Consider the following 13,395-nt stretch of genomic DNA (forward strand, 5'->3'; position numbering starts at 1 on the left):
ATATTTAAAAAGATTGATATTCTAAAGGAGAAATATAATGAGTTTAAGCAATTTAATTAATGGTATAAACCCATATGTAGGAGTAATTGGATCTGTAATTACAATAGTTTTACTTATTGGCTCAATATGTAAATTTGTATTTAACCATGTTAAGATTAAAAAAGAGTTCGATAAAATTAACAATAAATATAGTAATCTGATTAAAAAAATTGATTTCTATGGTAAAGAATTTTATTGTTCTTTTAGTAAAAAATCTGAGATTGATAAAAAAGTTGAGACTATAATAGAAGAACTAAATGTACAGGGAGGTTCAATCTATATAAAATATCCATATGACAAAAGTTGGCATATTTTTTTATCACAAATAACAAAGGGTAAATCGGATAGTGACTTGAGTAAGATTCCATTTAGATTATCAAGTACATCAGCAGGACAATGCTTTTTAAATAAAGCACCACAGATCACAAATGATGCAAGTCATAGTAGAAAGTTTAATAATGCAGCAGACAAAAAGATTGGATTTCATACAAAACGATTGCTTGAGTATCCAATAATTCATAATAATGAAGTTATAGCAGTGTTACAACTTATAAATAAGGAAAATGATTTTACAAATGATGATTTAAATTATGTAAAAGTAACTTATGAAGATGAATTAAAGCAAATGATACGAGACTTTATCAATGTACCAAATTATATTGATACATTGGATATTCATAGAGATATATTAAACACAAACAGAATAATTGTGGCTATGGATATTTCGAGCTCTCAAAACATATTTAAATGTTCTGAAAGTGACATTACAGCTATTATGATTATTAAGGAATACTATAATCTTGTATCTAGAATAACTCGTGAGCATGGTGGATATATAGATAACTACTTAGGTGATGGAATTCTTATTTCTTTTAATTATTCGAATGATAATATTCAAGAAATAAAAGAGTTAATGAAATCTATAATAGCTATAAAAACTGAATTTGATAAACTTAAGGAAACATGGGTGAAATCATTTAATGAAAAAGATATCGAAGATGTATTTATTAGATTAGGAGTTACAATTGGAGAGGTAAAAGTAGTATCAATAGATAGTGGGTATCAAAATAAGATGACGATTATGGGGAAAAATGTTAATTTAGCTTTTAATATGTGTAATGAATTACTAAGAACTAAAAGTATAATTGCAATTGATCATGCAAGTTATAATAAAATATCTTCTGTAATATCTGTTGAATCAATTGAATTGAAAGATATGAAAAAAACTGAAAAGCTTACAAATGAAATATTTGAAATAATTAATGTATTTGTAAATTAAATGCTAATTTTAACTAGTAGTAAGCAGTTTTAGGAATAGAAAATATTATTTTCATTAACAAGAAAACGTCTAATTATTCATATAACCGAGACCAAAACATCTATAGAAATATAGGTGTTTTGGTTTTTTGCTTGCAAAAAATATAATAATAACAGATAAATATAAGCTTTAAATAACTAAATTTTAATAAAAAACTATGATGTAGAAATGGTGTGAAATAATAAAAACATCAAGGTGTTATAAATCCAAACGGTGATGTTTTCTTACTGAATGATCAATAGGAGAATTAAACGTCTTACTTAAGCCCGGCAGCCAATTGATCAAATCAAAGTATTTGTGGAATCCCGACTAGAAAAAGTAAATTGGGAAGTTGACTGATGCTCTAAAAACGCCAGCTATTCAAAAGGTAATTGATAATTCTGGAGATGATTGGGGAATGCCTTCAGTAGATCATTTATCACTAATTTATAAAAACTTATTGAGACAACAAAACCATGAATTCAGCTAATTTGTATGAAGGTAATAAACATTTAATTTTAATGTTTATTACCTTTATTAGATGTTATCTAAATTATTACCTCCTAGCACATTAAGATATAAATATTAATAACTTTGGTATATAATTATAAAGGAATTTAGACATATGAGAAAACAATTAACTATGTTGTAAAATATAGATAAACAAATTAAGAATTCAACTTACTAGATGAACAGATTTACAAAGTTACTAAAACTTTAAGTTTATATCTTTACTAGAAATCATAAATATATTTTCATAGCTTTTCGGAGCAAAATATTTATGATTTCGGTGAGCTATATGCATGAGCTCAGATATTAGTCAGATACCTATAATAGTTTTGTTTTCGATTGTAACTTAAGAGAATAGGAGCAATATTTAATGAATATAAGCGATTTAATTATATATAATAAAACAATGCCAAAAAGAGAAGCAGCTTATGTTGATTACCCAAGTAATTTATCAGAGGAATTATGTGAGTATTTATCTCAAAATGGGATTGATAAGCTGTATAGTCATCAAGTAGAAATGTTTGAAAAAGCAATGGATAGGAATAACATTGTAATAACAACATCTACAGCAAGTGGAAAAACTCTTAGCTTTTTACTGCCAGTTATTCAAGAAATTTTATCAAATCCTTTGGCAAGAGCAATTTTTATATATCCTACAAAGGCTCTTGCAAGTGATCAGTATCGTGCGATTTTGCCTTACTTAGAATATTTCGGGTCTAACAGGATTTCAGCAGGAGTTTATGATGGGGATACTCCTGTAAATGAACGAAGCAGAATTAGAAAAAATGCTAATATTATTTTAACTAATCCTGAAATGATAAATGCTGCGTTTTTACCGAATCACAGTAAGTTTGGTTTTGATTTTATCTTTTCTAATTTAAAATATATCGTAATTGATGAACTTCATACTTATAGAGGTGCTTTTGGTTCACATCTTGCAAATGTATTTAGAAGGCTTGGCAGAGTGTGCAGATATTATAATTCCTCACCTCAATATTTATGTAGTTCAGCAACTATAGCAAATCCAGTTGAACTTGCAGAAGAAATCTGTGGACATAAATTTCTTGAGGTTTGCATAGATGGCTCACCAGCTCCAAAGAAAAATTATAAGCTTGTGCAACCGCCAAAGATTATGGGACATGATAAAAAATATTATGGGCAGGTGCAATCAACTTCAGTAGCTGCTGATTTAATACCTGACTTAGTGGAAAATGATAATAGCTTTATTGCTTTTGCCAAATCAAGAAGAAATGTTGAGGTTGTATTAAAAGAAGCAAGAGATAAACTAGAGACGGAAAACTTTTTTGGAGCTTCTTTAAAAGATAAGATATCTGGATACAGGGGAGGATATACTCCACTTGAGCGTAAAGAAATTGAAAATAAAATGATTACTGGAGTTCTGCGAGGTTTAGTATCAACAAATGCTTTAGAGCTTGGAATAGATATTGGTAAAATTGATACAACAGTAATTGTAGGATACCCAGGAACTAGAGCGTCTTTTTGGCAGCAGAGTGGAAGAGCAGGTAGAAACGGAAAAGAAAGTACTAATTATTTAATCCTTGATAATCTGCCTTTTGATCAATACATAGCAATTAATCCAGACTGGCTTTTTGAAAGTGGAAGTGAAAATGCAGTTATAGATAAGAATAATCTTTTAATAGAACTTGCACATATACGTGCAGCAGCAGCTGAAATACCATTAACCTTAGATGATATTTCAATTTTTCCAGATTTAGGTGAAACAATTCCTGTTTTAATCAGAGCAAGTGAATTAACCAATCAAAGTGGAAAGTTTGCATGGTGTGGTAATTCATTTCCAGCAGGAGATTTTAGCTTGAGAAATATTGATAAAGCAAGGTACAAACTTATAAATAAGGATAACAATAAAGAAATTACAGAAATGGATGAAATGCAGGCTTTTCGTGAAATTCATAATGGAGCAATTTATATGCACGATGGAGTTCAATATCAGGTTGTAAAGCTTGACTTAGAAAGTAGAACTGCTTTTGCCATTCCCTTTAATGGAAATTACTATACAATGCCAGGCGGCACAACAAATATAAGAATAATTCAAGGCAGCAAGGATATGGAATATGAACGTACTAAAGTGACTTTTGGAGATGTAAATGTTGATGAAATAGTTTATATGTATAAAAAGCTGCAATTTCATAATCATCAAAATTTAGGTTTTGAACAGTTAGAAAAACCATTATCAAAGGATTATGATACAGAAAGCACTTGGATAAAGATTCCTGACAATGTTGTGACCGTATATAGAAGGCTCCTTCAGGAAAGTCAAAATGGAGGCTTTATAAGAAACAATCATTTTGAAGGTGTATGTTATGCAATTAAAAATGCAGCAATGATGGCAACCATGACAGAACAGGAAGACATAGGTGTTGTAATGTCTAACAATGCAATAGAAATAAGTCAAAATTATGATAGCGAAGTTTATATGTTTATTTATGATAAATACGTAGGTGGACTTGGTTATTCTGAGAAAGTATTTGACTTAACTGCAAAGATTATTGAAAATGCAATTAAAATGGTAGGCGGATGTACATGTGATGATGGCTGCGCTGCATGTATTGGAGATTATCAATTAAATAAAGCTATGGTTCTATGGGGACTTAAGAATTTATTAGAGGAAATAGAGGCACCAAAGGATATTAAGTTAGCACAATATGCTCCAGCAACATTTATTAAGAAAGCATTTAAGTTTAATGAATTACAGGAAAAATGGAAAGAATTTTGTGAGTATATGCAGGAAAATGGAGATGCTTTTGCAAAATTTTTAAGTACAATCCCTAAGGTTGAAATAGATAATCGTACTTTAATTTTAGTTTTAAATAATGCGTTTTATAGAGAATGGGTAATGGAAGAAAGTAATAAAAAGAGCATATTAAATATAATTTCTTTCCATACAGATGCTCCAATGGGAATTGAATTAAGTGTCAGACTTGAAGAGATAGATGAAGATAGAAAAAATGTAAAAAGTAAATTACAAAGAAGATATGAAGATCTTACAGAATAGGAGAATAACATGCATTATGAAAAAAAGCTAGAAAGACTAAATGAATATCAAAGAGAAGCAGTACTTGATGAAAGTGATGCATGTGTTGTAAATGCGAATGTTGGAAGTGGAAAAACAACAGTTTTGATTTCAAAAATCGTGTATCTTCATTATGCAAAAAACATCAGTTATAAAGATATGATTGTATTAACTTTTACTAATAAAGCTGCAAATGAAATTAAAGAAAGATTAATGGTTTCTGATGAAAGTATAAAAGCAGAGGAATTAGAGGGCTTTGGAACCTTTCATAGTGTTGCACTTCATTTACTTAAAGAAGTATTGCCAATTGAAAAAATAAGATATGAAAAAGATTTTTTAGTAATAGAGCCAGATGAGGAATTAGACATCGCCTTGCAGATAATTCAAGAAGAAAAGCTCAAAATTAAATATAAGAACCGTTTAAAAAAGAGACTTGAGCAAGCTATGGCTATTGAGAAGGAAGAGGAAAAAGTTTCGCCTTATGATGATGATATATTTAAGCTTGTAGAGCTGCTAAAGGAAGAGAAGATAAAACAAAATAAGATGTCTTTTTCAGATATATTGCAAAATGCAAATTTATTATTAGGTGAGCATAAAATAGAACCAAAATGGATTATTATTGATGAGGTTCAAGACAGCGATAAAATACAGCTTGATTTTATTGATAAGTTAAAAGGTGAAAATACTAAATTATTTGCAGTTGGTGATCCAAATCAAGTTATTTACAGCTGGCGTGGAAGTTCTTTAAATGTGGTTTATACCTTAAAACATAAATATAATGCAAAGGAGCTTTCCCTTCCAATAAATTATCGTTCAAGTAATGCTATTTTAGAAGCTGCAAGATGCTTTCAGCAAAATGGAAGCCGCTTAATGGGAGCTAGAGAAACTGAAAATAAAATCATAGTTAAAAATCATTATAATCCTTTTAATGAAGCATGTTATTTGGTAGATAAGATCAAGGAAATACATAAATCAGGCGTGCCTTATAAGGAGATTGCAATTTTTTATAGACTGCAAAACCAGTCTCAGGTCTTTGAAGATGTGTTTTTAAAAAATGATATTCCTTTTGAAGTATCTATGAAGAAAACTATAAGTGACAGTCCAGTGTTAAATTGGATCATTAAACTATTTCGTTTTTGCGTAAATCCTAATGATTTTTCCTCTGCAATTTATGTTCTTAGCAATAAAGAATATGGAGAGAAAATGACAGAAAAGACTGCAAGAAAAATAGTTAAAGAGCAGAACATAATTAAATCAGAACTACTAGAAAAGATGCATGAATTTTTAAATAAATGTTCTGAGATTAAGTTGGCAGAAGAGATTTATAATTACTTTGAATTTGATAAATATATAAAGCCAACTTCAGCTACATATATAGATGATAAAGAAGCTATAAATGCGTTGCTTGATATAATCATAGAGTATGTGAAAGAAAAACAAATGATATTTTTAGATGGACTTAGAGAGTTTATAAATTCATCAGCTCTATATGGGGTAAATATTTTAAAGAAGGATATAAATAGCGATATAGATTCCGTTAAGCTTATGACCTTACATGCCTCTAAAGGCTTAGAATTTTCTTATGTGTTTATTACAGGAGTTAATTATGGACTAATTCCACTTCATACGAGAGATATGGAGGAAGAAGAGGAACAAAGATTATTTTTTGTTGGAATTACATTACAAGAGCAAAAGATTACTTAGAGCTGTCCTATTACACAAATCCAGATTATCATAAGGCAGCGCCTGGAGAAAGTAGATATATTCATATGATTCCAGAGAAATTGATCCAAAATGATAAGGTTAAAAATAATAATGTAAATCTTCAAGAACTTAAAAAACAAATTCAAGAGGCAAAGGCACAAGGGATTAGAGAAGAAGCTTCGGTTACTGAAGCAGTGGAATTACCAGTAGTTGAAGAAATAAATGAAGAATCAATTAAACAAGTAAGCCACAAGAAATACGGAACAGGAAAAGTCCTAAAAGAAGATGATATGATGATTGAAGTTGAATTCGAAAATTATGGAGTAAAAGAATTTATAAAAGCCTTTAGCGAACTAGAATTTTTGTAGATATTTTTCTTATATAGGTAATGTGCAAAAGATAATTAGTAAATAAAAACAACATTTTAAAGATAATAAACTAATTAATGAAGTAATTTGAACAAATGAAGATATAGGAGGAACAAAAATGATTATATATATATTTAGTTTTATAATTTTATTATGCGTTGGTATTACAGCGTTTATAAAATTGAACCCAGCTTTCGGCGGAAAGCCTACAAAAGAACAACAAGAATTTTATAAGAATTTAGATAATTATGTTAATGGAAAATTTGTTAATGAAACTCCAACGGGTTTGGGCATGAGTGCTTCAGATATTTTATCAATGCTTAAAGATTCGATTACAGGCGCTGAAAATCGAAAGCCTCATGGTGAAATTCCTGTGGAATCAATTGATTGGGAAAAGATCAAAAGTGAAAAAGATAGTTTGACTTGGCTTGGTCACTCATCCTTTTTGCTTAGCATCGATAATAAAAAACTGCTGATAGACCCAATTTTAAGTACAATTGCATCACCAGTTTCATTTGCGGGAAGTAAAAAATATAAATATAGTGAAAATATTTTGGATATTATTGATAAAATTCCACCTATTGATGCAATATTTATATCACATGACCATTATGATCATTTAGATTATAAATCTATTGTAAAACTAAGCAGTAAAGTATCACATTTCTTTGTTCCTCTAGGAGTAAGTTCTCATTTAATGCGATGGGGTATTTCTAAGGAAAAAATTACAGAGCTTAATTGGTGGGATGAAATGAATTATCAAGGTTTAACAATTGCATTAACACCATCAAGACATTTTTCAAAAAGAGGAATATTTGGCTCAGATGCAACTCTATGGGGAGGATATGCAATTATCGGAAAAAACATAAAGTTATATTATAGTGGTGATGGAGGATATGATTCACATTTTAAGAAAATAGGAGAAAAATATGGTCCTTTTGATATTACTTTGATTGAGGGAGCTCAATATGACAGACGTTGGTTTTGGGCGCATATGAAACCAGAAGAAGCCGTTCGTGCTCACTTAGATGTAAAGGGTAGGAATATGATGTTAATGCACTGGAGTGCATTTACCTTAGCCTATCATGGTTGGAAAGAACCAATAGAACGAGCCTTAAAGGAGGCCAAAAAGTCAGAGATTAGTTTAATAGCCCCTAAAATCGGCAAAACAGTGCTATTAGATTCAAATATAGATGTTCCGTTTTCTTCATGGTGGGATTTTTAACTAAGAAGATGATATGATGATTGAAGTTGAATTGGAAAGCTATAGAGTAAAAGAAAGGAAGTTCGACTCGCATGAGTTTACTGAGTAAGTGTGATTTACACCAAAGCATAGATTGGGGTTCTATACTTATAATGTTATAAAGAGAGCTATTTTTTATTTATCGGAAATGATAGTAAGTCAGCTCAAAAATGGTGAGTGTTATTCAGTATTAAGTAGAACTATTACTAATAAAATTCAATAAATGTTTAAAAATTTTCTTAAATTAATAACAAATTATGTGAATTAGCATACTATAATATTATAAATCAGTTGGTTAAGAATTTATAATAAATAACAAAGGAGAAAAGAAAATGGGATACAAAGATTATGAAAAGTATTTAGAATCTTACGAAGAAGAGGAAGTTGATTATACTAAAAAATGTGGTTGTGAAGATGAAGAAAAAAATAAAAAAGATTGCTATAAAAGAAATTACCCTACAGGAGCTGCATTAGAAGAAGCTTATCGTGCAGGTCGTAAAGATGGATATAAAGAAGGATACTGTGAAGGCTATGACAAAGGATCAAAGGATGGATGCAAGCAAATAAAAGAAAAAATTGCTGGATGTATAGATAAAATTGAATGTTGTTAATTAATAAATTAGTGATTTATAGATAATTCAAATAAATGAAGATTATATAAAAATAGAATATCTCTTGGAAAATAATATTAAAAGCAGTGGTAGGAGCAATCCAGCTACTGCTTTTTGTTGTTTTAGTTTATCTAATATTAGATAAACTAATTATAAAAGTAATAATAGACATAGGACTTATTTCGATTATTAAATTTAATGAGACACGGAAAAAAATAGTTAATATACTAACTAGTATATTATAATAATTAGTATATTATGATTTCAAAGAAAATGTTCATATTAAAGAAGAATGATTATATATGAATAAATAAAGCACTTTTAAATAGAATAAATAAGTTAAATGCTTGAATAACACTAAACAGAATAAGCACTCTTTTATCGATAACTTAAATTAACCTATAGATAAAGATAGGTTAAAAAATACTAATAGAGAAGGTAGAATAGAAATTATGAAGAATTCTTAAGCATTAAAAATTATGTTGTGAGGTAGATTAGCAGTATGATAATATAATCCGTCTTTATACAAATTCTGTGCCCTTTATTTTTTTATATACTCCTCATAAGGAAAAGGAACTATGATTTCTCCATCAACAACATTATAGTTAGTATTTTCAGTAGGACTTAAATTGTTAACTAAATTCATTCCAACATTATAGAATACTTCTGCTAAAACTTTAGGGTCTTGAATAACAGTACCAGCCATAAAGCCTTTATCAATTAGAGATTTTGCTTCGGGAATTCCATCAATTCCAACGATAGCTATGTTTTTTGATTTTTCACCCTTATTATAGCCATATTTTTGAAGTGCCTCAACTGCCCCTATTGCCATAGCATCATTATTTGAAATTATTGCCTCAATCCTACCATCATATCTAAGAAATAAGGATTCGATAGAATCTTTAGATAAGCTCTTAAGCCAATTAGCATTTACTAATGCTAATTGTTCTGTGTTTATCCCTGAATTACTAATTGTTGAAATAGCATATTTTGTTCTGTCGATTGTGACTGGATCTTTAGCTTGACCATGCAATAGAACATATTGTAAAGTATTATCATTATTTTTATCTAGTGAACTCTTATTAGAATTCCATAGATTAACGAGAATTTTGCCTTGAACAGTCCCAGCTAAATCAGAATTTGCCAGTATAAAAGCAGCTTTATCATAATATTTAGAAACTTTAGACACTACTTTCGGATCTATATCTAAAAAAACTATTGGAAGATTTTTTGATCTAACATTAAAAATAATATCTTCAACGAAGTTTTCACTTGTATCAGCTAAGTTTGCCAAAATTAAATCGAAATCATTTTTAGAAATGGAATCTATTGTCTCATTTTGGAGCGCTATATTGTTTTTTCCATCAAAAAAAGTAAATTTGATTTTATCAGAATTGTCCTTTTGAATGGTTTCTAAGCTTTGTTTAAGTGATGACATAAATGGATCAAACGTATATAATAACACAGCAATATTGGCTGTATTTTTATTATTTAAATTTAGACTATAAAACGTTCTAATTTCAGTGAACCTTACTGTAATATTTATTAACAATAGCATAGCTAATACTTTCTTTAATATCCACATTATAATCCTCCATCTAGGGTACTCGGTTTAATGGTATAGATCACCATCACCAACGCTTACAATTCTGAAATCAGCCTTAAATGGAATTAAATTATATTTTTCATTTCAAAGGCATCTTTCATATTTAGTATGGCATTAAAAATAAATAACATTCCTTAAGAAAACTAATAAAAAAGATAATTAAATTTATAAATTAGGAGTTATTATGGCTGTTGATTTTTTTATACTAATTGCTATCATTTCATTTCGACAATTTGCATTATGCAATGATATATTTTATGGCTGAAAACATAGGAATTTAAAGAAAATAGATAATTATATGGGAAAAGTAAAGGGAAAATTTTCTTTACAAAAGAACGCAGTTTCAATATAATATATTAAAGAGAACGTATGTTTGTATAACTAGTAGATTTTATTTAAGAAATGGAAAAAATATTTGAGCTTAAGTATGATATAGAAGGGTGTAAGTGGATACTATTTAAAATATAATGAAGTTCATTTTTTGCTAATAAATATTGTGATAAAAGGAATGATAATTATGGTAATAAAAGACAAAGAATTAGATATAAATTTAATAAATTCAGTAGAGAAATACTTAAAATTAAATTATAGTGAGCTATATGATAAGAATGATTTAGGTGCAGTATTTGATGAAGCTAAGAAAGATGATGAACTTAAGTTAAAAATATTTAATTCAATAAGAAGATTTATAATGAATTAACTTTTTGATAGTTCCTAGATATCAGATAAAATGAATGTGGAGGAATGGAAAATGAAGGATACAGTATATCTTTATGTATTTGATACAATGGCAGACTGGGAAATAGGTTATTTAATCGCTGAAATCAATTCGGGAAGGTACTACAAAAAGGGAGTAATGCCGCTAAAAGTAGTGACTGTAGGAATTACCAAGGCCCCTATTACTACAATGGGAGGTCTTACAATATTGCCAGAAATTGAACTTAAAGAGTGTAGTACTCATGATACTGCTGCTTTGATTCTACCTGGTGGGAATACGTGGACAGAAGCAATTCATGCTCCAATTATAAGAATGGCTGAAAAATATTTAGAGAAAGGTATTGTTGTAGGGGCAATTTGTGGTGCTACAATAGGACTTGCTATGGGTGGAGTACTAGATAAACGAGATCATACAAGCAATGACCTAGGGTATCTTAAAATGGTCTGTCCAAACTATGATGGAGAAGTGTATTATAAGCAGGAATGTGTAGTAACTGATGGAAGTTTGATTACTGCTTCTGGAATAGCTCCTCTTGAATTCGCTTTGCATACATTGAAAATTCTAGATGTATTCTCTCCGCAAACACTAGATTCTTGGTACAATCTGTATAAAACCCAAGAGTCAAAATATTTCTTTGAGCTTATGAACTCAATTCAATAAAAGGTTGCTTAAAGTGGGTAAGATAGCTACTTTTCACTGCAACAATTGGGAATATAGAGTTAAGAAAAAGTACTTATTGTCATAAAATAAGTACTTTTTTTAAGTGGAAATTATCCATTAATTTATTAATTCATTTGATATTTCAGGACTGTCTTTTACTTTTTATTCATTAGAATTAATCCGACTATACTTAAACATATTCCTAGAGCATTCATAGGGGATAGTTTGGTTTTATAAACGAAAATACCAACTACAATTAATATTATTGTTGAAATTATACTTACAAAAAGAGGAGCAACGGCTATATTCCATCCACTTCTATAGATATATAAATATCCTATTTCCAGGCCTAATGCAGATATCCCTAGTACATAACTTGCCCAATTTAATTGTTTTAGAGAGCTTATAATATTGCGGTCTATGGGTAAGATAATTAATGCTAATATAGAGAATATTATTGCGGTAATATATGTGACTATCATTGATATAAACGGATTTGTTGATTGATTGATAGATTTTTGACTGATATTATATATTACAGTTGCTAAAACTGTGATTATCATAGATATATAGTACATATAATAATACATCCTTTCTTATATGTTTTGAAATAGTAATCATTAGAATAAAAGCTTCTAAATCTTTTATTCTAATGATTATAGATATTGTAATTACTTAATAATGGTGTTTTTTATTTGTAAGATTACCAATTTTTCATCTCCATTATTTGTGAAACCATGGCTTTCTTCATGTGGAGATAACATTACATCATTCTCTTTAATTGAAAAATCCTCGCCATTTATAGTTATTATTCCTTTGCCGCTAATTACATAGAATATTTCATCTAAATCTGAATGTTTGTGAGGAGTCATTGTTTCACCAGGCTCGTAGAATAAAATACCTGAGTCCATTGTGCCCTCTGTAAACAGTGCTTTCCTTTTGATTTTTTCTGTAATATCGTTAATGTTCAAAATTTTCATAGTTATACGTCTCCTTAATTTATAATATTTATTTAAGCTAATTATTAAAATTCTATTTTATGGTAAAGACACATTTGATTTTTTCATAATAGATTTCCTCCCATGCTTTGTTGACTTATGGTATTATAATATAATCACTATTAACTTTTTACAAGAAGGCACTATTTTGTATGATACGAACTAAATAGTAAGTATCAATTTATATATGATAGGAGTGAATGCTGATGACATGTGGTAAGTTATGTCCAATTGAAGAGACTGTTAAACTTATTGGACACAAGTGGAAAGTTCTTATTTTAAGAAATTTACATGATGATGGAACACAAAGATTTAACCAACTTGAGAATGGAATTAATGGGATAAGTCAAAAAATGTTAACACAGCAGCTTCGACAAATGGAAGCTGATGGATTAATTATTAGAAAGGTATATCCTGAAGTGCCACCTAGGGTTGAATACTCACTTTCAGAACTAGGAAAGAGCTTAAAGCCAGTTTTGGATTCTATGAACATCTGGGGAGAAAATTATATAAATACTATAATAGTGCAAAAATGCTTGAATAATTTTACAACTGAATAAAATAAAAAAACATTTATGATAAATCCTTG

The 13,395-nt window shown here is 29.1% G+C and carries 12 protein-coding genes; 9 read left to right on the top strand and 3 right to left on the bottom strand.

Annotated elements, in window-relative coordinates; genetic code table 11:
* Positions 1-37 precede the first annotated feature (37 nt).
* From L3B96_RS06925 to L3B96_RS06945, 6 genes are all read left to right on the top strand, one after another.
* Positions 38-1,318, top strand: a complete 1,281-nt coding sequence (locus L3B96_RS06925; protein ID WP_238859614.1) for a GAF domain-containing protein — start codon at positions 38-40, stop codon at positions 1,316-1,318.
* An 898-nt stretch (positions 1,319-2,216) separates the two neighbouring features.
* The gene (locus L3B96_RS06930) at positions 2,217-4,880 is read left to right on the top strand and encodes a DEAD/DEAH box helicase (protein WP_238859622.1); all 2,664 of its coding nucleotides are present in this window, start codon (positions 2,217-2,219) and stop codon (positions 4,878-4,880) included.
* 9 nt (positions 4,881-4,889) lie between these two features.
* Positions 4,890-6,602, top strand: coding sequence for an ATP-dependent helicase (locus tag L3B96_RS06935; RefSeq protein WP_343073065.1), 1,713 nt, complete (start codon positions 4,890-4,892; stop codon positions 6,600-6,602).
* Between the two features lie 65 nt (positions 6,603-6,667).
* A complete protein-coding gene (locus L3B96_RS27410) occupies positions 6,668-6,970 on the top strand; it encodes a hypothetical protein (RefSeq protein WP_343073066.1) in 303 nt (100 codons plus the stop codon).
* Between the two features lie 118 nt (positions 6,971-7,088).
* Complete coding sequence (locus L3B96_RS06940) at positions 7,089-8,195, top strand: MBL fold metallo-hydrolase (protein WP_238859624.1); 1,107 nt, start codon at positions 7,089-7,091, stop codon at positions 8,193-8,195.
* A 350-nt stretch (positions 8,196-8,545) separates the two neighbouring features.
* Complete coding sequence (locus L3B96_RS06945; protein WP_023974996.1) at positions 8,546-8,824, top strand: hypothetical protein; 279 nt, start codon at positions 8,546-8,548, stop codon at positions 8,822-8,824.
* A gap of 541 nt (positions 8,825-9,365) precedes the next feature.
* On the opposite strand, the gene L3B96_RS06950 is transcribed toward L3B96_RS06945, so the two are convergent.
* Positions 9,366-10,409 carry a galactose ABC transporter substrate-binding protein gene (locus L3B96_RS06950; RefSeq protein ID WP_238859626.1) on the bottom strand — a complete coding sequence of 348 codons (1,044 nt, stop codon included), beginning with the start codon at positions 10,407-10,409 and terminating at the stop codon, positions 9,366-9,368.
* A gap of 538 nt (positions 10,410-10,947) precedes the next feature.
* Here L3B96_RS06950 and L3B96_RS06955 point away from each other — a divergent pair.
* A complete protein-coding gene (locus L3B96_RS06955; protein WP_012059328.1) occupies positions 10,948-11,130 on the top strand; it encodes a hypothetical protein in 183 nt (60 codons plus the stop codon).
* Between the two features lie 51 nt (positions 11,131-11,181).
* Entirely contained in the window at positions 11,182-11,808 is a 627-nt protein-coding gene (locus L3B96_RS06960; RefSeq protein ID WP_238859627.1) for a type 1 glutamine amidotransferase family protein, read from the top strand.
* Between the two features lie 155 nt (positions 11,809-11,963).
* Here L3B96_RS06960 and L3B96_RS06965 read toward each other — a convergent pair whose 3' ends face one another.
* Both L3B96_RS06965 and L3B96_RS06970 read right to left on the bottom strand, forming a co-directional pair.
* Complete coding sequence (locus L3B96_RS06965) at positions 11,964-12,371, bottom strand: hypothetical protein (RefSeq protein WP_238859629.1); 408 nt, start codon at positions 12,369-12,371, stop codon at positions 11,964-11,966.
* A 108-nt stretch (positions 12,372-12,479) separates the two neighbouring features.
* Positions 12,480-12,788, bottom strand: coding sequence for a cupin domain-containing protein (locus L3B96_RS06970; protein ID WP_238859631.1), 309 nt, complete (start codon positions 12,786-12,788; stop codon positions 12,480-12,482).
* 224 nt (positions 12,789-13,012) lie between these two features.
* Here L3B96_RS06970 and L3B96_RS06975 point away from each other — a divergent pair, with 224 nt between their 5' ends.
* The gene (locus L3B96_RS06975) at positions 13,013-13,366 is read left to right on the top strand and encodes a helix-turn-helix domain-containing protein (protein WP_238859633.1); all 354 of its coding nucleotides are present in this window, start codon (positions 13,013-13,015) and stop codon (positions 13,364-13,366) included.
* Positions 13,367-13,395 lie beyond the last annotated feature (29 nt).

Origin of the sequence: Clostridium sp. YIM B02569 (assembly GCF_022320765.1) — a bacterium.
GTDB classification, from domain to species: Bacteria; Bacillota; Clostridia; order Clostridiales; family Clostridiaceae; genus Clostridium; species Clostridium beijerinckii.